Raw genomic sequence first — 22,633 nt, forward strand, 5'->3', positions numbered from 1 at the left:
TGATGTCGCCGGCACGCCCCAGCCAGCGATACACCTGGGTCGCCATCATCCTTCATTGGGTGATGGCGCTCGGGATCCTCGCACTCGCCGTCATGGGCCTGGCGATGACGCATCTGACGCTGTCACCGATGCGATTGTTCCAGCTCTACCAGCTTCACAAGTCGGTCGGCATAACCATTTTGCTGGCTGCGTTTTTACGTCTGGCGTGGCGCCTGATGAACCATCCGCCGAAACTGCCGACGGCAATGCCGGCCATCGAACGAATGGCTGCCGCCGGAGGGCATCTACTCCTATATGTCTTTCTTTTTGCCTTGCCGCTCACCGGTTGGGCCCTCGTGTCGGCTTCCGTATTCAATATTCCAACCGTCCTGTATGGCGTCGTGCCGTGGCCGCACCTTCCGTTTCTGTCAACGCTGACGGACAAGGCTCCGGTCGAGGCTGTGTTCAAGACTGTGCATGCCTATGGAGCCTGGGCGCTCATCGCGTTGGTGAGCCTGCATGCCGCGGCCGCGCTGCGCCATCATTTCATCCTCGGCGACGACGTGCTGCTGCGGATGCTGCCTGGCCGCCGCAAGCCGCCGGTCAATCCGACACAGCTCGACGAGGTTTCTCAATGACGATATCCACCAAACTGCCAGTGAAGATTTCTGCGGGCGTGGCTTTGGCAGCCTTGTTGGCCACGGCGGCCATGCCTGCCAGTGCCGCGGACTGGAAACTCGACCCCGGCAAGAGCACGCTCGGTTTCTCCGGCGTACAGGCCGGTGCTGCGTTCCAGGGCAAGTTCTCGAACTACAACGCCGTCATCGCCTTCGATCCCGATCACCTCGAAACATCCCATATCAGTGTGACTGTCGACCTCGCCAGCGCGGCCACCGGGGATGCCCAGCGCGATACGGCCTTGCCGGGCCAGGATTGGTTTGACACGGGCGAGTTTCCGCAAGCGAAATTCGATGCGGATGCCATCCGGCAAACAGGCACGGGGTCCTATGAAGCCTCCGGCAAGCTGACGCTGCGCGGTGTCGCTCGTCCGTTCGTCCTTCCCTTCACCCTGGACCTCGACGGAGGCGCGGCCCATGCCAAGGGCCATGGTACCCTGCTTCGCAATGATTTCGGCGTCGGCCAGGGGCCGTGGAGCAGCGGGCAATGGGTCGCGCTCGAGGTCGGCGTTGACGTCGACATCGTCGCCACGCGTTCCAACTGATCGTATCTGAAGGGAAAACGCCATGCTCGAGCTCAGATCTCGCGACGAAATCGCAGGCGCCGATATTGGATGGCTTAAGGCCCGGCACCATTTTGCCATCGGTTCGCATGGCAACCCTGCGCACGGCCCCGTCGGCAGCCTCTATGTGTGGAACGACGACGAGATAGCGCCCCATTCGGGCTTTCCGCTGCATCATCATGCGAATGTCGAGATCATCACCTATGTGCGTGAAGGTGTCATCACGCATGAGGACAGCCTCGGCAATCGCGGTCGCACCGTGGCAGGCGACGTGCAGGTGATGAGCGCCGGGACGGGCATTCGCCATTCCGAACGGAACGAGGAACTCGTCCCGACCCGCATTTTTCAGATCTGGATTCACCCCAGGGAGCGAGATGGCGCACCACGATGGGGTTCCAAACCCTTTCCCAGGAGCGATCGTTCGGGACGGTTCATAGCGCTTGCGAGCGGCAACGCGATCGATGGAGCGCTGCCCATCCGCGCCAATGCGGACGTCTATGGTGCGGTGCTCCTTGCGGGTACGACAACCGAGTTTGCTCTTCATGCCGGTGGAAGTGCTTATCTCGTGCCTGCAACAGGCTCGATTCTGGTCAATGATGAGCGCGTGGAAGCAGGCGAGGGGATTGCCGTGCTTGAGGAGGGGGTCATCCGCATCGAGGCTGTTGGGGATGCAGAGGTGGTTCTTGTCGAAACAGGCGCTTTGCGAGATCGATGAGGAACCTGAGTCCCAGGTACCCTCGCACGCCGAACCTGGAGCAGATTTTCTTGGTATTCGAACGGCCAGATCATGGAAATTGGCATCGACAGTTTCGCGGCAGTTTTGCCCGATCCATTCACTGGCAAAATGCCATTGCCGGCGGACAGGCTCGCCAATCTCATCGAGGAGGTTGAAGTCGCGGACCAGGTCGGGCTCGATGTCTTCGGAATCGGTGAGCATCATCGCGCTGAATTCCTGGATTCTGCACCCGCGATCATCCTTGCCGCCGTCGCGGCCCGGACCAAGGCAATCCGCCTGACCAGCGCGGTGACCGTACTCAGCGCCGCCGATCCCGTGCGGGTGTTTCAGGAATTCGCGACCCTCGACCTGATCTCGCAAGGTCGCGCCGAGCTCGTTGTCGGACGGGGATCGTTCGGTGAAGCCTATCCGCTCTTCGGCTTTGCGCTTGCAGACTATGATGCGCTCTTCGCGGAGAAGCTCGATCTGTTGCTGGCGATCCGCGAGAATCCGCATGTGCGCTGGTCCGGTCGTTTTCGTCCGTCTCTGACCGGGCAGGGCATCTATCCCCGGCCGCATCAGGAGCGCTTGCCGATCTGGCTGGGCGTCGGCGGCACGCCGCAATCCTTCGCGCGGGCGGGCACGCTCGGCTTGCCTTTGATGGTGGCGATCATCGGGGGCGATTATGAGCGTTTCCGCCCTCTCGTCGATCTCTACCGCGAGGCAGGCCGGCGGGCCGGACATCCGCCCCAGGCTCTGCGGGTCGGCGTCCATGCCATCGGTTTCGTTGCCGAGACGACCGCTCAGGCCAAGGACGCCTTCTTTCCGGGCTGGGCGCACATGTTCACGACGATCGGGCGCGAACGCGGCTGGTCGCCCGTGACGCGTGGACAATTCGAGGCGATGTGCGGCCCCGCTGGCGCCTTTCTGATTGGCGATCCCCAAACCGTCGCCGACAAGATGTTGCGGGCCAGCCAAACGCTCGGCGGGGTTTCCCGCCTAACATTCCAGATGAGTTCGGCCTCGCTGGAGCATGAGGCGATGAAACGCTCCATCGCGCTGCTCGGCAGCGAGGTCGCGCCGATCGTCCGGCGGGCAGTTCCTGGCGAAGGACAAGCCCATGGGTGAGTTGATAAACGGGCAATGGCATCGGACGGGACCGGAACGGGTTCTTGTCGAGGGAGCCCTTCAGCGTGAACCGTCCATTTTCCGCAATTGGATAACCGCCGACGGTTCCTCTCCTGCCGGGGAAGGCTTCGAGGCCGAACGAGGCCGCTATCATCTCTACGTCTCGTTGGCATGCCCCTGGGCGCATCGCACCTTGATCATGCGAAGCTTGAAAGGCCTTGCCGGCATGATCGACATATCGGTCGTCCATTGGCTGATGGGTTCGGACGGCTGGACTTTCGAGCTCGGACCGGGCGTCGTGCCGGATACCGTCAATGGCTGCGAGAAGCTTCATCAAGTCTACTCGCTCGCCGATCCCACGTGCACCAGCCGGGTCACGGTGCCGGTCCTTTGGGACAAGAAGCGCAAGACGATCGTCTCGAACGAGTCCGCCGATATCATTCGGATGTTCAACTCGGCATTCGACCATCTTGGCGCGAGGAGCGGGGACTACTATCCCTCGGCCGCGCGGGAAGAAATCGATGCGGTCAATGATCGCGTCTATTCGGGTTTGAACAACGGTGTCTACAAGGCGGGGTTCGCCGAGCGGCAATCAGCCTATGAAGCCGGCGTCGCAGGCGTATTCGAAACGCTCGAGTGGCTCGAGGAGCGGTTGTCGCGCCAGCGCTATCTCGTCGGCACGTCCTTGACCGAGGCCGATATCCGGCTGTTCACGACATTGGTCCGGTTTGATGCCGTCTATTACGGGCATTTCAAATGCAATCGCCGTGCACTCGTCGACTACCCAGCGCTGTGGTCCTATACGCGCGAGCTGTTTCAGCACCCCGATATCCGGCCGACAGTCAATTTCCAGCATATCAAGGGCCATTATTACGGCAGCCATCCCTGGCTCAATCCCAACGGCATTGTACCGGTCGGCCCGGATCGCGATTTCGATGCGCCGGTGAGCCGCTGAAGATTCGGGTCAAGCTTCCTCATCCAATCAGGACTCATCATGCAGACAGTGACGGCAAATGGTGCCCGGATTCCAGTTCTGGGTTTTGGCACATATGGGATGGACAGAGGCGACATGCTGCGCATGCTGCCCGCCGCCTTGAAGGCCGGCTTCCGGCACATCGATACAGCCCAGATCTATGGCAATGAAGCTGAAGTCGGAGAATGTGTCGCCCAATCCGGTCTTGCCCGCAGCGAGATCTTCATCACGACGAAAGTCTGGGTCAGCAATTATCCGACCGGCCGGTTTGCGGCCTCGGTCGATGAAAGCTTACGAAAGCTTCGATCCGATCATATAGACCTGCTGCTCCTGCACTGGCCTGGTTCACCCGTGCCTCTGGCCGACCAGATCGGCTCGCTCAACGACGTGGCCCGGGCCGGCAAGGTGCGCCATATCGGCGTCAGCAATTTCAATCGCACGCTGATGGCCGAGGCTGTTCGTCTGTCCAATGTCCCGCTCGTCACCAATCAAGTGGAATATCACCCTTTTCTCAGCCAGTCGGCCGTCATTGCAGGCGCTCGCGGCGCGGGCATGGCAGTGACAGCCTATTGCCCCATGGCGATCGGTCGTGTGCTCGATGAGCCGGTGCTGGCGGAGATCGCGGCCCGCCATCGCAAAAGCATCGCCCAGATCGTGTTGCGTTGGGTGATTCAGCAGGGCGACCTGGTTGCCCTGTCGAGGACGACCAATCCCGCCCGCCTGGGGGAGAATGTCGCCATCTTCGATTTCGAACTGGCCCCCGCGGAGATGGCGGAGATCCACGCTCTGGCACGACTGGGCAGCCGGATCGTCAATCCTCCAGGTCTTTCCCCACATTGGGATGCAACAGCGTAGGGAGCCTGGGCCTTGTATGCTGCATGCCATGTTCCTTGAAGGAGTTGCGCGGTGAAGATGAGATCGCTCGGCCATAATGGCCCCCAGGTCTCCGCAATCGGCCTTGGCTGCATGCGGATGTCGAACATCACAGGCGGGCCGCAACCGGGGCCGGACAGGAACCGCGAAAGCGTTGCGGTCATTGAAGCGGCATTGGAGGCCGGAATAACCCTGCTCAACACGGGTGATTTCTACGGCATGGGTCACAACGAAACTCTTGTCGCAAAAGCCATTCGAGGAAGGCGGGATCAGGCTTTTCTGAGCGTGAAATGCGGCATCCGGCGGACCCACACCGGCGCCATCCTCAGCATGGATGGCCGACCGGATTCGATCAAGAATTACGCCGCCTATTCATTGCAGCGTCTGGGTGTCGACTACATCGACCTCTACCAGCCGGCACGCGCCGATCCATCCGTGCCATTCGAGGAGACGATCGGTGCGGTTGCCGATCTGATCAGGGAGGGCAAGGTTCGTTATCTTGGCGTATCAGAGATCAATGCGGACCAGCTCCGCCGCGCGCATGCCACCCATCCGGTCTCGGCCCTGGAGATCGAATACTCGCTCGCAAGCCGCTTCATCGAACGCGAGATGTTGCCTCTGGCACGCGAACTGGGCGTCGGCGTGGTCGCCTATGGTGTCGTGACCCAGGGCCTCCTCGCCGGCGCGATGCAGGGAGGTGTCGTCGATGAAGCCCTCGCCACGTCCTTTGCGCGGTTCCGGGGCGAGACCTTGCGGAGAAATCTCGAAAAGGCCAGCTTTTTGGAAAGGCTGGCCAGGTCGAAGCATCGGACGCCTGCCCAGCTGGCAATTGCCTGGGTGCTATCCCGGGGCGATGATATTGTCCCGCTTGTCGGCATGAGCCGCCGGTCGCGATTGCCTGAAAACCTCGGCGCCTTGGACGTCGCCTTCAATGAGGACGAACTGGCTGCATTGGATCAGGCGTTCGCGCCCGGCGCGATTGTCGGTACTCGCTCTTGAACGATCGTAACCGAGCGAGCGGGCGGCCAATTCACAAGCGCTCGATCACGTCCAGGTAGGAATTTGCTCATAGGGGAACATGCGGTGACGGATCACGAGCGAGCTCTCAGGGAAATTGACGCCATCCGCAAACTGCTGTCCTCCAAGCTGCGCCCGGTCGGATGGCTGAAACGTCGTGAACCCCATGCAAACTAAAGCTTCTGCACACTAGGCATACCCGTGGATTTGAACAGGACTCGCGCCTTGCCGCTCAAAAAGGTCGCTTCACAGATGAGACTGAGCACGTGCCTCTTGGAAGCGCTCAACTCAGCCGTGCATTGCCCTACGGCTGGAAATGACTTGTCACCATCCATAACGGTATCGACCATAAGCAAATAGCGGTGGGCTGCCAGAGTCATATCCTGCCCACCTTCAAACCGGATCGAACGTTCCAGACTTGCGAAGGTAAAGCCACTGCGTTGCGAATGATCGGTGTGCGTGGAAGCCAGGGCCGAACACCGCAAATGCTTACCGGCGAAACTGAACTCGGTGCAGATGCCGGGTGTGGTAACAACGGTGACATCGGTCGTTCCGAGCGCCGTTGTCGGCAGGCCGATCAGACCCGCCGCCAGAGCAATGTTTGCGTACTTCATGGCCTGCCTCTTCTGGTCGAACCATGGCCCAGCGTTGTGGCTCGGATTGCCGGGACGGGTCTGCCGGTCGCAAAGGACGCGTTCGGTGCACGCGCCCTTCGGGTTCCTTCATCTGAAATGGTTAGGTTTTCCTGTTGCCCCTGAGCCGTCAATTGCAGTTCCACCTCGAACTTATGAGACTCCTCAGGAGCCACCTCGCTCATGAAAGCGTGATGATCGCCCGCTGCGGGCAATAAGGGCAAGGTTTCGATGCGCCCCCCCGGGACGGAAGATCCGCACAACCGGCTCCAGACCCTCGGCATGGCTGATGACCTCCAGGAGCATCCGCTCGCCCTCCGGCGTATTGATGATCTCAAGCCGACCCATGACAAGTGGAGAAGACACCTCGCATGGCTCGGGTGCGTGATGGCCAGTATGACTGTGATCATGCCTATGGTCGAGGATCTTCGCCGCGCTAATGTTGATGTCCCTCGGGTTCGACCATTTTGAAGGGGATGATCTCGGACTGCCCCTTCGTGGACAGGTGCAGAACTGCCTCAAACTCATGTGGCTCAGCCGGAGCTACTTCGCTCAGATAAGCGTGGTGATTGTGTGGGGACGGACGCAGTGGCAAGGTCTCGACCATACCCCCTGGCCGACTTATCCGGACCAAAGCTTCCAAGCCCTCCCGATGGTCGAAAACATCCAACAGCATGCGCTCTCCGTCCGGCGTATCGATTATTTTCAATTCCCCAGTGGCTAGTGGGGAGGACACCTTGAACGGTTCCGGTGCATGATGATGACCGTGCGCGTGATCATGTCCATGAGCATGCGGCAAGACTTCGAACACATTGGCATCATCCGGGGAGGCGAAGGTGATGGTCGCCGTGCGCAGCGCCGTCATGTGACCCATCAATTCGCCGCGCAGCTGGTTGGCCAGGCGCGTTGCCTCACTCACGGGCAGAGTTTTGTCGACCGTAATCGCGATGTCAGTATGAAGCCGATGTCCCAGCCAGCGCGCCCGGGCGTCGACGATCTCCACGCCGGGGACATGTTCGCCGACATGGCGGATCTCGTCGGCTATGCCCGGCTCGACGCCATCGAGGGCACGTGTGATGACGGCACGGGCCGACTGCCAGACGATGCCGAAGATGGCGATGGTGATCAGCAGGCCGACAATCGGATCGGCAAGCGGGAAGCCGGCCCAGACACCGATCGCGCCGAGAACCACAGCCAGGCTGGTGAGGCCATCCGTGCGGGCATGATAGCCGTCCGCAACCAGGGCAGCGCTGTCGATCTGCCGACCGACGCGAATGCGGAAGATCGCCACGATCTCGTTGCCAAGAAAGCCGATGATACCAGCCACCGCCACCCAGCCGAGCTGGGCGATGGCCTGGGGATGAATCAGGCGATCGATCGCCTCATAGCCGGCGACGATGGCGCTGAACAGGATGATAAGCACGATCAGCATGCCCGCCAGATCCTCGACCCGGCCAAGTCCGTAATTGAAGATCGAGGTGGGCGGGCGCCGAACCAACACGAAGGCGATCCAGAGCGGAATGGCCGTGGTCGCGTCGCCGACATTGTGGATCGTGTCGGCGAGCAGGGCGACCGAGCCTGAGGTGAAGACAACGATCAATTGCAGGATGGCGGTGATCGCCAGGATGACAAAGGACCATTTGATCGCCCAGATACCCTTGTCGGTGGTAGCGATGGAGGGATCGACGACGCCATGGGTATGGCCGTGCCCGCCGGCGCCGGCGCCGTGGTCGTGGCCATGGGCGCCATGCGAATGGCCATGATCCTGTCCGCCGAAGCCGAGCCAGTCGAGAAGCTTCGCTGCCATGGTCTCGCTCACAGATATTTGGAAAGGGTTTTGAATTCGCGCAAAGCCTGCTCGGCCGGCATACCGCCCTGTTCGACGGCGTCCGCGATGCAATGTTCCATATGGTCCTGGATCAGCGTTCGCTTGACCGTGTGGATGACGCTCTCGACGGATTGAAGCTGTTGCGCGAGGTCGACGCAGGGCCTGCCCTCCGCGAACATCGTCAGGATGGAGCCGATATGGCCGTGCGCCTGCTTGAGGCGGGCGATGATTTCAGGGTGCGATGCGTGTTTCATGACTCTATCCCTATCCCCTAGGGGGGAGGGGTTCAAGAGGATTCCGGAGGGGCTACATTCTCGTCGCTAACGAGTGCGGCCGTCTCTACGGCCGCCATGGACAAGAAGCCGTGACCTGATTCAAGACAGGTCTCCGGTCCCCCCAGCCAGTTCACTGAACAAAGACCCACGTGGGCTGCAGTATCTGGAACGCGATCAGGCCGATCACGGCTGTCACGCCGATCAGAAGCGGGTTGCTGACCTTGTAACGGAACAGAACACCGAGGCTGACGATGCCGATCAGTGCCGTCAGCCAATCACCGATCGCGAGCTTGCCGAGCAGAAAAGAGGCGCCGAGGATGGTGCCGATCGCGGCGGCATAGGCGCCTTTGACGAAGCCCTGCACGTTCGGATTGTCGCGATGACGCCGCAGGATCGGAGCGGCGATCAGGATAAGCAGGAACGAGGGCAGGAAGATGCCGACTGTTGCCACCGCCGATCCCCAGAAGCCGGCAACCAGAAAGCCGACGAAGGTGGCCGTGATGACGACCGGCCCGGGGCTGAGCATGCCGATCGCCACCGCGATCAGGAATTCGCGCGGGCTCAGCCAGGCGGTATCCTGCACCAACCCCTTTTCCAGGAAAGGCACGATCACCAGGCCGCTGCCGAAGGTGAGGCTGCCTGCCTTGATGAAGAACAGGAACAATTGGCCTAAAAGCGAAGGAGTGGCGACTTGGGGCGCTCCCGCTATAGCCAACGGAACGGCAACACCCAACAGGGTAGGGGGCGCCTTGCCGCCCCTGAAGAGCGAACCGTAATAGAGGATTCCGACGAGGCCGGCACCGATGAAGAGAAGGGCGACTTCCGTGCCTGATACCAAGGTGATAACGAGCGCCGCCGCCGCGATCACCCATTGGGCCTTGTCGTCAATTCCCAACTTGGCGAGCCGCCAGCACGAATGCAGGATCAGGGCGATGACGGCCGGGCTCACGCCATAGAAAACCGCCGTCATCCAGGCCAGCCCGCCGAAATGGACATAGAGCGCACCCAGGGTCGCAACAATGATGAAGTTCGGCAGGATGAAGGCCCAGCCGCCAGCCCAGGCACCCCAGAACCCGCCCCGCATGTAGGAAATGAAGATACCAACCTGGATTGCGAGTGGTCCGGGCAGGGACTGGCTGATGGCAATCGCCTCGCGCATCTCGGTCTTGGTCAGCCAACCCTTGTCCTGCACCAGGTCCTTTTCCATCTGGCCACACAGCGCCACGGGGCCACCAAAACCGAGGGTTCCAAGGCGCAGGAAATAGGCGACAATTTCGAGAGTGTGTCCGCTGCCGGGGCGGACAGGTGCGTCCGCCGTGCTCATGCGCGTGTTCCCGATGCGGATGGCCAGTTGTGGGTTTCCTCGGACGCGTCGCGGCACCAGCGGTAAAAGGCGTCATAAAGCAGCATTCCGGCCTCGAGCTGTTCGAGGTCATCCCGGAACATGCGGGAGAGGCCGAGCGAGGCGGCAAGGAAGCCGGATGCCTGCGGCACCAGATCGAGAGTAGTGGTATCTGCGGCCCGAACGATCGCCGCCAATCTGGCCAAGGATTCCGAGTTCAGCCCGAATTCCTCGATCATGGTGTCGAAGGTGCAACGCTCGCCGCGATGGCTCCAGAAGACGCCGTCGATGTCGAAGGGCGTCGCGGCGAAGCGCTCCGCCACCGCCGATACCTCCGCGCTGGCAACGAACAGAAACACGGCTTTGGGATCGATGAAGCGGCGAATGAGCCAGGGACAGGCGATGCGATCGACCTTTGGGCGCGCGCGCGTGACCCAGACGGTTCGTCCCGCCTGATCGCGTCGCGGAAGCTTTCCGGTTTTGACCAGCAGGCCCTTGGCCGCACGCCAAGCCTCGAAGCCGCCTTCCAGCGTTTCGGCTCTGACACCGTGGTGGCGCAGCCACGCCGCGACGCCTTCGCTGAGTTTCAGCCCTTTTTGGCACACGACAACGACGTCTCGGCCGGCAAATTCTGTTGCCATCGCATCGACGTCCTTGAAGTCGCGGCGGAGGGCTGCCGGCAGCAAACGAGGGTCGGCGTCGAAATCCTCGGGCGTGCGGATATCGAGAAGGGCCGGTGCCGATGGCAGGCCGACAAGGCGAGAAAGTTGCGACGCGGTGATTTCGGTGTTTGACGGCATAGGCGTCCATCCCAACCAGGGTGCATGGACGCGATCTTTAGGCTGCCGCCTCACGGGGTAATCGCGAATAACCCCTTGGATTTAGGTTACCTGAAAAGTGGCCGCGCTTGCAAGCCGCAACTTTTCCGGCGTTTGCCCGTTCGCGTTCGAGGTGCCGAATATGTCTCAAACAAAATGAGGTAAAGCGTTTTGCGATTTGACGGAATCGGCAAGAATCGCAAAGACGCGTCGAAACAAAGAGTTAGAGCAAAGCGGCGTTTGCGCCTAAACGGGCCTTGCTCCAGCGTCAATGATTGCGGGCGTGTCGCAAATAATCTGGGCAGAGTCTCATATAATGTGAGTACAAGGACTGCATCTGCCTCAGTTAATTTGAGCGGAAATCCGCTATGAAATCGAGCACGAGCGCGGATGAAGTCAAGCCGCTCCAGTTAGGCTCCGGGATTTCAATGATTCGGAAGCGGGCGACCCACAAGCGCTCGAACCCGTCCAGGTAGGAATTTGCTCATGGAGGAACATGCGGTGACCGATCACGAGCGAGCTCTCAAGGAAATTGACGCCATCCGTAAACTGCTGTCCTCCAAGCCGCGGCCGGTCGGATGGCTGGAACGCCGTGAACGGCTTGATGAGGTGGGAGCAGTCTGGCCGGTTGCCGATGACATAGAATGCGAAAGTGTCGATTGCGACGGCGTCCGCGGCGAATTGTCGATCGCGCCGGGCAGCGAAACGGACAGGGTGCTGCTGTACTTCCATGGCGGCGGCTACTGCTCGGGCTCGATCAAGAGCCATCGTCGCCTGGTAACGGAGGCCGGCCGCGCGGCGCGTATGCGCACGCTCGCCATCGATTATCGGCGCGCTCCCGAGCATCCCTTTCCCGCCCAGCACGAGGACGCGATCACGGCCTGGCATTTCCTGCGTCGGCAGGGCATCGCTGCTGAGCGCATCGCGCTCGGTGGCGATAGTGCCGGTGGTAATCTCGCGCTCTCGCTCATCAATCGCCTTCGCGCCGTCGGCGAGCCCTTGCCCAGCTGTGCCTGGCTGATCTCGCCCTGGACCGATCTCACCATGTCCGGCTCGACGCTCTCCAGCAAGGATGCCATCGATCCCATCATCCACAAGACCTATCTCGATGAGCTCGCGGATGCCTATGTGCCGGCAGGGATTAAGCGGCTTGAGCCCCAGATCTCGCCGCTGTTCGCCGAACTGAGGGGCTTTCCGCCACTCTTGATCCAGGTTGGCTCTGCCGAGACGTTGTTATCGGATGCCACGCGCCTTGCCGAGGCAGCAGGCGTTGCCGATGTCGATGTGCGGCTCGAGATCTGGCCGCATATGATCCATGCTTGGCCCGTCTGGAACGCCGCTTTGGACGACGGTCGCCGCGCACTTTCGGCCGCCGGTGCATTCATGCGCGATGTTCTGCGCTAGACCTCAGGTCCAGTTGGACCCGGCTCCGGCCGGCTGTCCCCGATAGTCTTGCGCTGGCCGGATTCACCGCCACGTCGAAGGCACACTGCGCAATGGCCCCGCCGGGCGAGGCACTGCGTGCGGTAGCCAGGACTGCGCGGGAAATCGTCTTGATATTTTCTTTTGGAAAGATATTATATCGCGGCTCTTTGGAAAACAGGAGGGCTGCATGAGCCTTTCACCGGAACGCAGCGACCGCTTGCAAAGAGATTACAGCTTGAACGGCACCAGTACGCGCTCGGCCGTGGAGACTGGCCTGGCGTCGGCCGAGTGGTACCATACCGAGATACCGCGAAAAGTCATGAAGGAGCTGATGCAGCGCTCCGATTCACCTGCGCTCCGGGACACCATCTTGTGGCTGGGTGCAATGGCGATCAGCGGCGCGGTCGGGGTCGCATTATGGGGCTCGTGGTGGGCCGTCCCCTTCTTTCTCATATACGGGGTGTTGTACGGGTCCGGATCGGACGCCCGGTGGCATGAGTGTGGTCATGGCACGGCGTTCAAGACACAGTGGATGAATGACGCTGTCTACCAGATCGCCAGTTTCATGGAGATGCGCAACCCGGTCATCTGGCGGTGGAGCCATACCCGTCATCACACCGATACCTATATCGTCGGACGCGATGCAGAGATCGCGGTCATGCGTCCTCCGGACCTTGCACGCGTCCTCTTGAATTTCGCGGGTTTGGTTGATCTTTGGGATCTCGGTCGAGCGATTATCCGCAACGCCTTCGGCGTACTTTCACAAGACGAGAAAGCCTTTACGCCTGAAGCGGAGCGGCCAAAAGCCGTGCTTGTGGCGCGCGTACACCTTGCTATCTATATCGTTGCTGTCGCTGCCGCCATCCTATACCGTACATGGCTTCCACTTGTTTTGATCGGTGGACCTCGTATCTACGGAATTTGGCATATTACGTTGGTCGGGCTTCTGCAGCATGGCGGCCTTGCCGACAACGTCACGGATCACCGACTGAATACCCGCACCGTTCATATGAATCCGATCAGTCGTTTCATATATTGGAATATGAACTATCACGTCGAGCATCATATGTTTCCAATGGTTCCCTATCATGCGCTGCCGAAGCTGCATGATTTGATCAAGCACGACCTCCCTCCTGCCAACCCGTCCATCATAGCCGGTTATCGTGAGATGGTTCCTGCCCTTCTGCGACAGCTGCGGAATGAAAACTATTTCATCAAGCGCGAACTGCCGGCAACGGCCAAGCCCTATAGGGAGGATCTTCACACGGAAGCTTCCCTCCCACGAGCTGCCGAATAGCGGCTCGAGAAATTTCAGCTGGCTGGTCCGAGGCATTTAACCGACTACAGTGAAGCGAGTATGGCCAATCAAACGCTAGCGAAATACGTCAACGAATTGAGCATTCTTACGATGCTTCGAAATCGGGGCGTCGCGAGTCGCGCCGATATTGCGCGACGATTGTCTCTTACGCCGGCCACGATCACACGCCTCATAAGTCGTCTCGTCGAGCGGGGATTGGTCAAGGAAGCGGAGGCGGTGCAAGCGAGGGGGCCCAAGGAACTTGGGAGACCAAGTGTCGGCCTCGCCATTAACGCGGAAGGCGCCTATTTCCTGGGTGTTGAAATCGCCGTCGACGCTGTTCGCTTCGCGCTGATTGATCTGGCAGCCATGACCGTGACTTCGACCGAGATGGCGATCGCCCCCGCGCATACGCCTCAGTCGGCCGTGAAGGTAATTGCCGCCTATTTCAAGGATCTTTTGCGAGATGATCGCTACAAGAAGAAACTTATGAGCGTCGGTGTCACTCTTCCGGCTCTCGTCGTGCGGGATGGAATGGTCATAAACTTTCCCGCCGCTGGCTGGAATGATGTACAGTTTGCACAACTTCTTTATAAGGCGATCAAGACGCCGTGTTATATTGAGAATGACGCGCATGCGGCTGCTTTTGGAGAAGTTTATACGCAGCCAGCAATTTCGAGTATCTGCACGCTTTATTTGTGGCTTGGCACAGGTGTGGGCGGCGCTGCCATCATCAACAATCGTCTTTTCAGGGGCGCTCACGGCACGGCGGGGTTGCTGGGGCATGTGAAGGTGAAGACAAATGGCGATCGCTGCTCATGCGGCAACAATGGCTGCCTGGAAAGCTGTACCAACCTCAGGGCACTGGCGCGCAGCTATTATGGTCCCGACAAAATTCCGGATGGCGATCTAGGCAGTCTGCCGGGGCACGTTGCAGCTCGGGCCGCTGCGGGGGAACCAGCAGCGCAGGAGGCTGTCGCGGAGATGGAGCGCTGCCTTACGATCGGCCTTACTTCGATCGTCAGCGCATTCAATCCATCCGTAATCATTCTCGGTGGTCCAATGCTGCCGATTTTTCGGCATCGCGCTGAAGCTCTGAAAGCGGCGATAGCCTCAGGCGTACTTTTCGGCGTCACCGCGCCCGAGATCCGCATGTCACAACTTGGAAGGTTTGACTGCGCGATCGGGGCGGCGACAATCGCGCATCACAATTCTTTCGATTTATCCCGAGTAACACTGCTTGAGCCGGAGCTTCATCCCTAGGGCAAGGCGCGTTTAAGCGTAAACGCTGTAATGCTCTAACTCTTTGTTTCGACGCGTCTTTGCGATTCTTGTCGATGCCGTCAAATCGCAAAATGCTCTAGTCGTGAAGCTCCCGTAACGGCCTTGGCGCGGTACCTGCCATTGGCCCACCCTATATTGACCCAAGCTACTTTCTATATTAAAGTAATTAAAGAGAAGAAGATTTAAGATGAATGCCTCATATTACCTGGGGCATCCTAAATGAGGAGAGGGATGAAATGTTAACATATAAATATAATAGTGCATCTCTAAAGAAATGCGCTCGTATTTATGGTGAATTCTTTGTAATAATTATGCGTTATTCTGCATTATAGTGGAATACTTTTCTATTCGCAGTTGCGTTTGGTCGTACAGAGGCAATGCTGGATCGAGATAGGGAGGGTTCTTCAACTAATGTCGGCGGTATCGCTGCGGGAGATTTACAAGGTTTATGGGAACCATGTCGGTGTCCGCGGCATAAGCCTCGACATTCCGGATCAATCATTTGTGGTCTTGGTCGGCCCAAGCGGCTGCGGAAAAACCACGACGCTTCGGATGATAGCTGGCCTCGAGACGATTTCGCATGGCGAATTGATGATCGGTGGCCGGCTGGCCAACGACCTGCCCTCGCGCGAGAGGCGAACGGCTATGGTGTTCCAGTCCTACGCTCTCTACCCTCATATGACCGTTCGCAAAAACCTCGGCTTTTCGCTGAGGCTCGCCGGCCTGAAGCAGAAGGAAATCGCACAAAAGGTCGACGACGTCGCCCGTATTCTCGGCCTGGAAATGCTGCTCGACCGCAAACCGGCAAACCTGTCGGGTGGCCAACGCCAGCGCGTGGCGATGGGACGTGCGATGGTACGCGAGCCTGAAGTGTTCCTTTTTGACGAGCCGCTCAGCAATCTCGACGCCAAGCTTCGCAGCCAAATGCGCCTGGAGATCAAGCGCTTACAGCGGCGCCTCAAGGTCACGACGATCTATGTGACGCATGACCAGGTCGAGGCGATGACGCTGGCGGATATCATTGTCGTCATGAGGGATGGACGGATTGCGCAGATCGGCAGCCCGCTGGAGGTTTTCGAACGTCCCGCCAACCGTTTCGTGGCCGGCTTCATCGGCTCCCCGCCGATGAACTTCATCGACGGTGTCATCGAGAAGAAATCCGGCACATCCTATTTTCAGTCAGGGACGCTCGAGGTGCCACTTTCGCCGGAGCGCTTCACGGATCTGGAGGCCGGGCAGCCAGTCAGCCTGGGGATACGCCCCGAGGATATCGTACCGGATGGGCATGGCTTGCCGCCCACGAACGCGCTGGAAGTGCGAGCCCCCGTGAGCCTCACTGAAATGCTGGGCAACGAAACGCTCCTGTTCATCACCATCGCGGGCAAGGAGGCCGTCGCTCGCATGCAACAACCGCGGGAGGTGTCGCCCGACGAGACATTGACTTTCCGCATCAATATCGGCCGCGTCCACCTTTTCGATGCGGCGAGCGGCAATGCGCTATCGACGTCAGCGGTACAGGTAACCTAAACGCAAACAAGAACTTAACGGGAGGAAGCAGACATGAAGCGTAGCTTATACAAGGCCCTGTTGGTTGCAGCAGCTGTTACAGTAACGGGTGTTGGCGATGCATATGCGGGAGATGTGATCCTCAATCACGATAAAAACTTCTGGTCACCCCAGCTTCAGGCCGTGGGCGACCTTTGCGGCACCAAGACAGGCGTCAAGATTGTCCAGCAAGCCTATTCGCCGCCCGACCAGTACAAGGCCTTCATTCAATCGTCCATCGCGTCCGGAAGCACGCCGGATATGTTTACCTGGTGGAGCGGCGCCACATTTCGGGACGATCTCGTCGCCACCGGCCAGATCGCCCAGTTAGATGATGTCTGGGCCGACATGCTCAAGAGCGGCGATTTCAAGGAAGAGTCCGGCGCGCCCTTCAAGATCGATGGCCACTATTATGCGGTGCCGCTGCACTTCAATCGCTGGGTGATGTTCTACAACCCGGAACTCTTCCAGAAGGCCGGGATCACAGCCGCGCCCAAGAGCTGGGACGAGCTGATGGGTGACGCCGACAAGCTGAAGAAAGCAGGCATCACGCCCTTCGTGACCACCACTCAAGATGGCTGGCGCGGCTTCATATGGTTCGAAGAGCTGATGATCCGCACCAATCCGAAGGCCTATCTCGGTCTGTTCGACGGCACGACCCATTATGATGGCCCGGAGGTTCGGAAGGTCTTCCAGATCTGGGGTGACATGTTCGCCAAGGGCTATTTCACCGATCCTCGGTCGAACCAGGAAATTCAGGACTTTGCCGCGGGCAAGGGCGCGATGGACCTGATGGGCGAGTGGGCCATGGGCCTCATGAAGGATTCCGGCATGAAAATCGGCAAGGATCTCGACGGCTTCGTTACGCCGGACGTGGATCCGGCGGCCGGACCTGGCCTGATTTTTGAGGCCTCGCCTCTGGTGGTCTCCGTGGCCGGCAAAGGGAAGCCGGATGTCATGACCGCCCTCAAGTGCTGGATATCCACGGACGCCGCGGCGAAGTGGGGCGAGGTTTCAGGAAACTTCATGGGCAACGTCAAAGCGACGCCTCCCAATGCCGTGGTATCGAAAGTGAGCGACGCGATCGCCTCGGACAAGGCGACGCAACTCTATCCCCGCTGGTGGGAGGCCGTACCGGCCGAGCTCCAGGGCGAGTCGGTGGCCGCGCTCAATTCCTTCATGCTCAGCCCAACCCCGGCGACGGCTGACAAGGTCATGAGCGATATCGAGGCTCTCCATAAGCAATATTGGGCCTCGCATAAGAAATAGCATCCGATTGATGTGAGGCGGGCTGTCTTCTGGCTCGCCTCCCAACAGCTTGCACGGGCAAAATATGGCATCCGCGGACGACGATCGAGCCATCATCGAGAAGCTGGGCTATGCAAACCTGCAGCGCTCCGAACGTGCGGTGCGCAGGCGCAACTTCCGGATCGCTTTGTTCTTCATGGCACCGGCGGTATTGCTCACCAGCATCGTCCTGCTCTTGCCCATAGCCTTCAATATTTACTTGAGCTTCACGCGCTGGGAGCGATTCAAGGGCCTCGATCAGTTCGGCGGGCTCGACAATTACCAGCTTCTGCTCAACCATCCGCAATTCGAAACGGCTTTTACCTCGACAGTCGTGTGGGTTACCGCCTCGCTCATCATTCCCGTCGGCCTCGGGCTCGTGCTCGCGCTCATGCTGCGTGGCATTCCGATGGAAGGCACGTTCAAGAACATCATCTTTTTGCCGAGAGTGCTGGCACCCACCTCGATCGGTGTCATTTGGTTCTACGTTTATGCGCCGCACGGCGTGCTCAATTCCGTGCTCAGCCTGATCAGCGGCCATCCGGTCGACACCGGCTGGTTGTATACGGACCAGACGACGATGCCCTCAATCATCGCCACCTATGTTTGGCAGAATGTCGGGCTCGTGATGGTGTTGCTCTTGCTCGGCCTGGCGGCAATTCCGACAGATCCCATTGAAGCAGCCAGAATGGACGGAGCCAGCAACCGGCAGGTGCTGCAGTACATCGTGCTTCCGCTCCTGACGCCGACGCTGCTCGTGGTTTCGATGCTCTCCATCCTGGCCGGATTTGGCGCCTTCGACCTGTTGTGGGTCATGGGCATCAGCTATCCCGGCCAGAGGACGTTGTCGCTGTCGGTCTATATGTATTTTGTCGGCTTCAATAAGGGCTCGTGGGCCTATGCCGCCGCGATCGCCGTGTTTCTTGGAGCGATATCGATCGCCGTTACATGGGTGCAGGCACTGCTTCAGGCGCGTGCAGAGAGATTGCGTGGTTGATCATGGCTGATGCGATCGAGAACACGCCGTTCGAAGAGGCACTCATCCGTAAGCCTCCTGTCCGCCGCACCGGAATGGGCCGTCGCGCGGTTTTCGTATTCGCCTTTATATGCGCGCTCGCCTGGTTGGCGCCGTTCTACTACCTTGCAATATCGATCTTCAAGACCACCGAGGAGTATGCTCACAACGATGCTCTGAGCTTGCCTGAAGGCGTGAGCCCAATCTGGAGCAATCTCGAGCAGGCCTGGACCCAGGCGAACATGGCAAGCGCATTTTTCAACAGTGCGCTTTACGGTGTCGTGGGCGCCGGATTGGCTGTCTTCTTTGCCGCAATGGCAGCCTTTGCGCTTGCCAGGCTCAATTTTGGCGGCAAGAACTTCTGGTTCATGCTGATTTTTCTGGGAACCATATTTCCCTTTCAGATGTATCTCATTCCCTTGTTTTTCGGATATCAGCATGCCGGCATACTCAATACGCGTTGGGGTATGTTGCTGCTCTACACCGCGATATGCGTGCCATTCCCGGCGCTGGTCCTGAGAAGCCATATGTCTCAGATCTCACGAGAGGTCGATGAGGCCGCGCGCATGGACGGCGCGCAGGAATTCCGGATCTTCTGGTCCATCATCCTGCCGAACTGTTCGGGCTCGCTCGTTGCATTGTTCCTTCTCCAATTCACGTGGATCTGGAATGACCTGCTGTTTTCGATGGTTTTGGGAAACCGGCCGGAAATTCGTTCGATCATGAATGCCCTGCAGGTCTTCCAGGGCAATTATGCTGCCTACGGTCCCAACGTGGCCCTGGCGGCGAGTCTTCTCGCCAGCATCCCCCCTCTTGCTGCTTTTGCATTCCTGAGGCGACACTTCATGGAAGGCCTCAAGGTTTAACCTTCCCCGCCGTTGTCACCCGCCCGCCCTGTGTACTGCAGGGCGATGCCAAGTGCGGGTCAGCTTGGCGCAACAACGGCGCCATTTTCAACTGTCAGCAGCTCTTGCAGAAGTGCCTCGGCCCGGTCCACATATTCGAGCCAGTGGGCTGTAGAGGGGCCGGCAAGGCGTCGTAATCTGCACTCGTGCACGCGCCCCTGCGCAGTGCGAACGGAGATCCGGGTCTGATGATCAACGAGCCTTTTGAAGCCGCCAGTGTCGTTCACATCATTCAGATCGCGCTGACTCCGGTCTTCCTCCTCTCGGGCATCGCGGCCCTGCTGGGCGTGTTCTCCAATCGTCTGGCAAGGGTGGCCGACCGGCTTCATATCGTTACGGGCGCGCTCGAGACGGGCGGGAACTCCGCTAAGCTGACGGCGCAACTCACCTATTTGCGCCGGCGCCTGCGCATCCTCGAAGTCGCCGTCGGCATGGGGGCGATGGCCGGGGCCATGACCTGCGCGGCAACCCTGACCCTCTTCATCGGCACCCTGCGGGAGGCGGGATCGGGGGCCGTGCTCTACACGCTGTTCGGTCTCGCCGTCATTTGTATCTTTGTCGCCCTCATGGCCTTCATGGCCGAGGTCCTGGTAACGACCATCGGCCTCCGCGCGAGGGCGGAAAAGGCAGAGAGGCAGGCGGACGAGAGGGCGGAAGAGAGGATGGAAGAGACGATGGAAGAGAGCTGAGAAACAGACACCGCCGGCCGGCCGGTGTGCAACGATCGAGGGCCTACTCGCGTCGTCCCGAATACAGGGCGAAACAGATCACCAGCGCCGCCCTTCTCGTCCCGGATGGTAGAGATGCCCTTGACGCCAGCGGCCCCTGCGTGTGGAGCGCGGCTGCTAAGGCGTTTTCCGATTTGACGGAATCGGCAAGAATCGCAAAGACGCGTCGAAACAAAGAGTTAGAGCAAGGCAGTGTTTACGCTTAGACGCGCTTTGCCCTGGGAACCCTCGAGTGGAGGAACAATGAGCGATTTCGCCGGCAAAGCCGTTGTTGTTACCGGCGGCAGCCTCGGCATGGGGTTGGCTTGCGCCACCCGCTTTGCCAAGGGGGGCGCCAGGGTGCTGATCGTTGCCAATGACAAGGCCTCCACCGAGGCGGCCGTCAAGGACCTCGGCGTCAATGTTGAAGGCTTCGTCGGCGATGTACGCAAGGCTGCCGACATGCAGGCGGCGATGGCCAAGGCGGCGGAAGCCTTCGGCGGCGTCGATATCCTGGTCTGCTGTGCCGGTATCCAGCGCTATGGCACCGTCGTGGAAACGCCGGAAGAAGTCTGGGACGACGTGCTCGACATCAATCTCAAGGGCGTCTTCCTCGCCTCCAAATATGCCGTGCCGGAGATCAGGAAGCGCGGCGGCGGCGCGATCATCGCCATGTCCTCGGTGCAGTCCTACGCCTCGCAATCCTCGGTGGCCGCCTATACGGCGAGCAAGGGCGGCATCAACGCGCTGGTGCGCGCCATGTCGCTCGACCATGCCGCCGACAACATCACCGTGAACGCGGTCTGCCCCGCTTCGGTCGACACCCCGATGCTGCGCTTGGCGGCAGACATCCACAAGGGCAATTCCACGGCTGAAGCGACGCTCGCTGCCTGGGGCAAGGGCCATCCGCTCGGCCGTGTCGGCCAGCCCTGGGAGATCGCCGAGATGGTGGCCTTCCTCGCCAGCGACAAGGCCCGCTTCATCACGGGCGCCGACTTCAAGGTCGATGGCGGCGTGATGGCCAAGCTCGGCATCGTCCTGCCGGAATAGGGGGAGCGCTGCCATGACCGCGGGACCGTGAGAAATAAGGCTCATCCTGCCGCCGGTCCCGAATCTGCGCCGCATCGCGTTGCGATCCGGCTTGTCCGGGATGACAGCTCCCTACTTCACGATCGTCTCGCCGCCGGCCATCTTCGGATTGGGCGCCGCGGCATTGGCGCTCGGCAAGGCGGGCGAAGAAGCGACCAGCGGCGTGGCATCGGGCGACACGAATTTCGAGCTGACGAACTCCAGCGCGTCCTCGATGGTACGGCGCCAGAGCGACCAGGTGTGGTCGCCGTCGGTAACGCGGAACTCGATCTTCACCTTGTCGGCCATCAGCGTCTCATAGAGCGCCATCGAGCCTCGCCAGAGATTGTGGCTATCATTGTCGCCGACGGTGAGGAAGATGGCGGGAAGCTGCGTGCCGGCCTGGATCTGCCTGGCGAGCAGGGTGAAGACATTCGCATCGTTGAAGCGACGGGCATCGAAGGGCGTGCCGAAGGCGCTGCCGAAATGGGCGCCTTCAGGCGGCAGGTCGATGCCGCCGATCACGGTCGCCTGGTCGACGCGGTTGAAATAGGTGCCGGTCGAGCCGGCCCAGGGATCATGCGCCTGCGAGGTGGGAATGTTCTGCCAGATGGCGCCGGACAGGCTGGCGACGGCGACATAGCGGTCGGGCCGCTTGAACGCGAATCGCAAAGCGCCGAAGCCACCCATCGAAATGCCGGCAATCGCCCGCGAGCTGCGCTGGCAATGCGGGGCGAAGCGCTTCTCGAAGGCGTTGGGCAGGTCGCTCAGCAGCGCCGTCTCGTAATTGCCCGGGCCCTTCACATCTGCGGAATCGACATACCAGCTATTCCCGGCCGAGGGCATCACCACCAGCATGGGGTGGATGCGGCCCGACTTGATCATGCCGTCGAGCGTCGACTTGATGTTGGCGAGGGCCGACCAGTCGCGGTTGTTGCCGTCGAGGCCGTGCAGGAGATAGAGCACCGGCCAGCCATCGGGCGGGGCCGGAAGATCGGGACGATAGACCGATACCGTCAGAGAGCGGCCCAAGGTCTTGCTCGGAAAGGACATTTCCTCAAGCGTGCTCGCCTTCGCAACCAGGCAAAGCGCGGTCAATCCCAGCATCGCGCCGAGCAGCAGGCGCGGAAGAGCGCGGAAAAGCCGGGATGAATTTGCAAGAGCAGGCCAGGGCATACCGTATCCAGAGCTCGAGTTGTTCGGTGCGCGATCAGATAAAATCATGCAGAATTCGGGCCACGAAACCCGAAGGGGCCCCGGCGCGGCGACATCGCATCTCA

General features: G+C 60.1%; 22 protein-coding genes. 16 read left to right on the forward strand and 6 right to left on the reverse strand.

Annotated features, from left to right (window positions below; all coding sequences use genetic code 11):
- The first annotated feature begins 2 nt into the window (after positions 1-2).
- The 7 genes from QQL24_RS14950 (at position 3) to QQL24_RS14980 (ending at position 5,907) form a co-directional block, all read left to right on the forward strand.
- The gene (locus QQL24_RS14950; RefSeq protein WP_284313033.1) at positions 3-617 is read left to right on the forward strand and encodes a cytochrome b; all 615 of its coding nucleotides are present in this window, start codon (positions 3-5) and stop codon (positions 615-617) included.
- A complete protein-coding gene (locus tag QQL24_RS14955) occupies positions 614-1,201 on the forward strand; it encodes a YceI family protein (protein ID WP_284313035.1) in 588 nt (195 codons plus the stop codon). Before QQL24_RS14950 ends, QQL24_RS14955 begins: the two co-directional genes overlap by 4 nt.
- A gap of 22 nt (positions 1,202-1,223) precedes the next feature.
- On the forward strand, positions 1,224-1,934 hold the full coding sequence (locus tag QQL24_RS14960) for a pirin family protein (protein ID WP_284313036.1): 711 nt from the start codon (positions 1,224-1,226) through the stop codon (positions 1,932-1,934).
- A 72-nt stretch (positions 1,935-2,006) separates the two neighbouring features.
- Complete coding sequence (locus QQL24_RS14965) at positions 2,007-3,062, forward strand: LLM class flavin-dependent oxidoreductase (RefSeq protein WP_284313037.1); 1,056 nt, start codon at positions 2,007-2,009, stop codon at positions 3,060-3,062.
- A complete protein-coding gene (locus tag QQL24_RS14970) occupies positions 3,055-4,017 on the forward strand; it encodes a glutathione S-transferase family protein (protein WP_284313038.1) in 963 nt (320 codons plus the stop codon). Before QQL24_RS14965 ends, QQL24_RS14970 begins: the two co-directional genes overlap by 8 nt.
- A gap of 39 nt (positions 4,018-4,056) precedes the next feature.
- Positions 4,057-4,890, forward strand: a complete 834-nt coding sequence (locus tag QQL24_RS14975; RefSeq protein ID WP_284313039.1) for an aldo/keto reductase — start codon at positions 4,057-4,059, stop codon at positions 4,888-4,890.
- Between the two features lie 57 nt (positions 4,891-4,947).
- Positions 4,948-5,907, forward strand: a complete 960-nt coding sequence (locus tag QQL24_RS14980) for an aldo/keto reductase (protein ID WP_284313041.1) — start codon at positions 4,948-4,950, stop codon at positions 5,905-5,907.
- A 191-nt stretch (positions 5,908-6,098) separates the two neighbouring features.
- Here QQL24_RS14980 and QQL24_RS14985 read toward each other — a convergent pair whose 3' ends face one another.
- The 5 genes from QQL24_RS14985 to QQL24_RS15005 all read right to left on the reverse strand — a co-directional run bounded on the left by QQL24_RS14985 (position 6,099) and on the right by QQL24_RS15005 (position 10,802).
- Positions 6,099-6,539, reverse strand: coding sequence for a hypothetical protein (locus QQL24_RS14985; protein WP_284313043.1), 441 nt, complete (start codon positions 6,537-6,539; stop codon positions 6,099-6,101).
- 454 nt (positions 6,540-6,993) lie between these two features.
- Positions 6,994-8,364 carry a cation diffusion facilitator family transporter gene (locus QQL24_RS14990; protein ID WP_284313045.1) on the reverse strand — a complete coding sequence of 457 codons (1,371 nt, stop codon included), beginning with the start codon at positions 8,362-8,364 and terminating at the stop codon, positions 6,994-6,996.
- Between the two features lie 8 nt (positions 8,365-8,372).
- On the reverse strand, positions 8,373-8,639 hold the full coding sequence (locus QQL24_RS14995; protein WP_284313046.1) for a metal-sensing transcriptional repressor: 267 nt from the start codon (positions 8,637-8,639) through the stop codon (positions 8,373-8,375).
- A 151-nt stretch (positions 8,640-8,790) separates the two neighbouring features.
- Entirely contained in the window at positions 8,791-9,984 is a 1,194-nt protein-coding gene (chrA, locus tag QQL24_RS15000; protein ID WP_284313047.1) for a chromate efflux transporter, read from the reverse strand.
- Positions 9,981-10,802 carry a chromate resistance protein ChrB domain-containing protein gene (locus tag QQL24_RS15005; RefSeq protein WP_284313048.1) on the reverse strand — a complete coding sequence of 274 codons (822 nt, stop codon included), beginning with the start codon at positions 10,800-10,802 and terminating at the stop codon, positions 9,981-9,983. Before QQL24_RS15005 ends, chrA begins: the two co-directional genes overlap by 4 nt.
- A 504-nt stretch (positions 10,803-11,306) precedes the next feature.
- Here QQL24_RS15005 and QQL24_RS15010 point away from each other — a divergent pair.
- The 9 genes from QQL24_RS15010 to QQL24_RS15050 all read left to right on the forward strand — a co-directional run bounded on the left by QQL24_RS15010 (position 11,307) and on the right by QQL24_RS15050 (position 21,335).
- Entirely contained in the window at positions 11,307-12,224 is a 918-nt protein-coding gene (locus QQL24_RS15010; RefSeq protein WP_284313049.1) for an alpha/beta hydrolase, read from the forward strand.
- Positions 12,225-12,432: 208 nt separating this feature from the next.
- Entirely contained in the window at positions 12,433-13,542 is a 1,110-nt protein-coding gene (locus tag QQL24_RS15015; protein ID WP_284313050.1) for a fatty acid desaturase family protein, read from the forward strand.
- Between the two features lie 60 nt (positions 13,543-13,602).
- Positions 13,603-14,805, forward strand: a complete 1,203-nt coding sequence (locus QQL24_RS15020; RefSeq protein WP_284313051.1) for an ROK family transcriptional regulator — start codon at positions 13,603-13,605, stop codon at positions 14,803-14,805.
- A gap of 432 nt (positions 14,806-15,237) precedes the next feature.
- Positions 15,238-16,353 carry an ABC transporter ATP-binding protein gene (locus QQL24_RS15025; RefSeq protein WP_284313052.1) on the forward strand — a complete coding sequence of 372 codons (1,116 nt, stop codon included), beginning with the start codon at positions 15,238-15,240 and terminating at the stop codon, positions 16,351-16,353.
- Between the two features lie 33 nt (positions 16,354-16,386).
- The gene (locus QQL24_RS15030) at positions 16,387-17,640 is read left to right on the forward strand and encodes an ABC transporter substrate-binding protein (RefSeq protein WP_284313053.1); all 1,254 of its coding nucleotides are present in this window, start codon (positions 16,387-16,389) and stop codon (positions 17,638-17,640) included.
- A 64-nt stretch (positions 17,641-17,704) separates the two neighbouring features.
- Positions 17,705-18,655, forward strand: coding sequence for a carbohydrate ABC transporter permease (locus tag QQL24_RS15035; RefSeq protein ID WP_284313054.1), 951 nt, complete (start codon positions 17,705-17,707; stop codon positions 18,653-18,655).
- Positions 18,656-18,657: 2 nt separating this feature from the next.
- The gene (locus tag QQL24_RS15040; RefSeq protein WP_284313055.1) at positions 18,658-19,539 is read left to right on the forward strand and encodes a carbohydrate ABC transporter permease; all 882 of its coding nucleotides are present in this window, start codon (positions 18,658-18,660) and stop codon (positions 19,537-19,539) included.
- A 227-nt stretch (positions 19,540-19,766) separates the two neighbouring features.
- The gene (locus QQL24_RS15045; protein WP_284313056.1) at positions 19,767-20,267 is read left to right on the forward strand and encodes a DUF2721 domain-containing protein; all 501 of its coding nucleotides are present in this window, start codon (positions 19,767-19,769) and stop codon (positions 20,265-20,267) included.
- Between the two features lie 282 nt (positions 20,268-20,549).
- A complete protein-coding gene (locus QQL24_RS15050) occupies positions 20,550-21,335 on the forward strand; it encodes an SDR family NAD(P)-dependent oxidoreductase (protein WP_284313057.1) in 786 nt (261 codons plus the stop codon).
- 111 nt (positions 21,336-21,446) lie between these two features.
- Here the strand turns inward: QQL24_RS15050 and QQL24_RS15055 are convergent, their stop codons facing one another.
- A complete protein-coding gene (locus QQL24_RS15055) occupies positions 21,447-22,529 on the reverse strand; it encodes an alpha/beta hydrolase (protein ID WP_284313058.1) in 1,083 nt (360 codons plus the stop codon).
- Between the last annotated feature and the right edge of the window lie 104 nt (positions 22,530-22,633).

The sequence above is a fragment of the Labrys miyagiensis genome (assembly GCF_030160835.1).
GTDB classification, from domain to species: Bacteria; Pseudomonadota; Alphaproteobacteria; order Rhizobiales; family Labraceae; genus Labrys; species Labrys miyagiensis.

What these genes read in the sequence shown, in the direction of transcription:
- chrA (WP_284313047.1), bottom strand. Translation starts at nt 9,984, where the DNA reads ATGAGCACGGCGGACGCACCTGTCCGCCCCGGCAGCGGACACACTCTC.
- QQL24_RS14990 (WP_284313045.1), bottom strand. Translation starts at nt 8,364, where the DNA reads ATGGCAGCGAAGCTTCTCGACTGGCTCGGCTTCGGCGGACAGGATCAT.
- QQL24_RS15005 (WP_284313048.1), bottom strand. Translation starts at nt 10,802, where the DNA reads ATGCCGTCAAACACCGAAATCACCGCGTCGCAACTTTCTCGCCTTGTC.
- QQL24_RS15040 (WP_284313055.1), top strand. Translation starts at nt 18,658, where the DNA reads ATGGCTGATGCGATCGAGAACACGCCGTTCGAAGAGGCACTCATCCGT.
- QQL24_RS15030 (WP_284313053.1), top strand. Translation starts at nt 16,387, where the DNA reads ATGAAGCGTAGCTTATACAAGGCCCTGTTGGTTGCAGCAGCTGTTACA.
- QQL24_RS15015 (WP_284313050.1), top strand. Translation starts at nt 12,433, where the DNA reads ATGAGCCTTTCACCGGAACGCAGCGACCGCTTGCAAAGAGATTACAGC.
- QQL24_RS15055 (WP_284313058.1), bottom strand. Translation starts at nt 22,529, where the DNA reads ATGCCCTGGCCTGCTCTTGCAAATTCATCCCGGCTTTTCCGCGCTCTT.
- QQL24_RS15025 (WP_284313052.1), top strand. Translation starts at nt 15,238, where the DNA reads ATGTCGGCGGTATCGCTGCGGGAGATTTACAAGGTTTATGGGAACCAT.
- QQL24_RS14985 (WP_284313043.1), bottom strand. Translation starts at nt 6,539, where the DNA reads ATGAAGTACGCAAACATTGCTCTGGCGGCGGGTCTGATCGGCCTGCCG.
- QQL24_RS14995 (WP_284313046.1), bottom strand. Translation starts at nt 8,639, where the DNA reads ATGAAACACGCATCGCACCCTGAAATCATCGCCCGCCTCAAGCAGGCG.
- QQL24_RS14950 (WP_284313033.1), top strand. Translation starts at nt 3, where the DNA reads ATGTCGCCGGCACGCCCCAGCCAGCGATACACCTGGGTCGCCATCATC.
- QQL24_RS15010 (WP_284313049.1), top strand. Translation starts at nt 11,307, where the DNA reads ATGGAGGAACATGCGGTGACCGATCACGAGCGAGCTCTCAAGGAAATT.
- QQL24_RS14955 (WP_284313035.1), top strand. Translation starts at nt 614, where the DNA reads ATGACGATATCCACCAAACTGCCAGTGAAGATTTCTGCGGGCGTGGCT.
- QQL24_RS14965 (WP_284313037.1), top strand. Translation starts at nt 2,007, where the DNA reads ATGGAAATTGGCATCGACAGTTTCGCGGCAGTTTTGCCCGATCCATTC.
- QQL24_RS14975 (WP_284313039.1), top strand. Translation starts at nt 4,057, where the DNA reads ATGCAGACAGTGACGGCAAATGGTGCCCGGATTCCAGTTCTGGGTTTT.
- QQL24_RS14980 (WP_284313041.1), top strand. Translation starts at nt 4,948, where the DNA reads ATGAGATCGCTCGGCCATAATGGCCCCCAGGTCTCCGCAATCGGCCTT.
- QQL24_RS15045 (WP_284313056.1), top strand. Translation starts at nt 19,767, where the DNA reads ATGATCAACGAGCCTTTTGAAGCCGCCAGTGTCGTTCACATCATTCAG.
- QQL24_RS14960 (WP_284313036.1), top strand. Translation starts at nt 1,224, where the DNA reads ATGCTCGAGCTCAGATCTCGCGACGAAATCGCAGGCGCCGATATTGGA.
- QQL24_RS15020 (WP_284313051.1), top strand. Translation starts at nt 13,603, where the DNA reads ATGGCCAATCAAACGCTAGCGAAATACGTCAACGAATTGAGCATTCTT.
- QQL24_RS14970 (WP_284313038.1), top strand. Translation starts at nt 3,055, where the DNA reads ATGGGTGAGTTGATAAACGGGCAATGGCATCGGACGGGACCGGAACGG.
- QQL24_RS15050 (WP_284313057.1), top strand. Translation starts at nt 20,550, where the DNA reads ATGAGCGATTTCGCCGGCAAAGCCGTTGTTGTTACCGGCGGCAGCCTC.
- QQL24_RS15035 (WP_284313054.1), top strand. Translation starts at nt 17,705, where the DNA reads ATGGCATCCGCGGACGACGATCGAGCCATCATCGAGAAGCTGGGCTAT.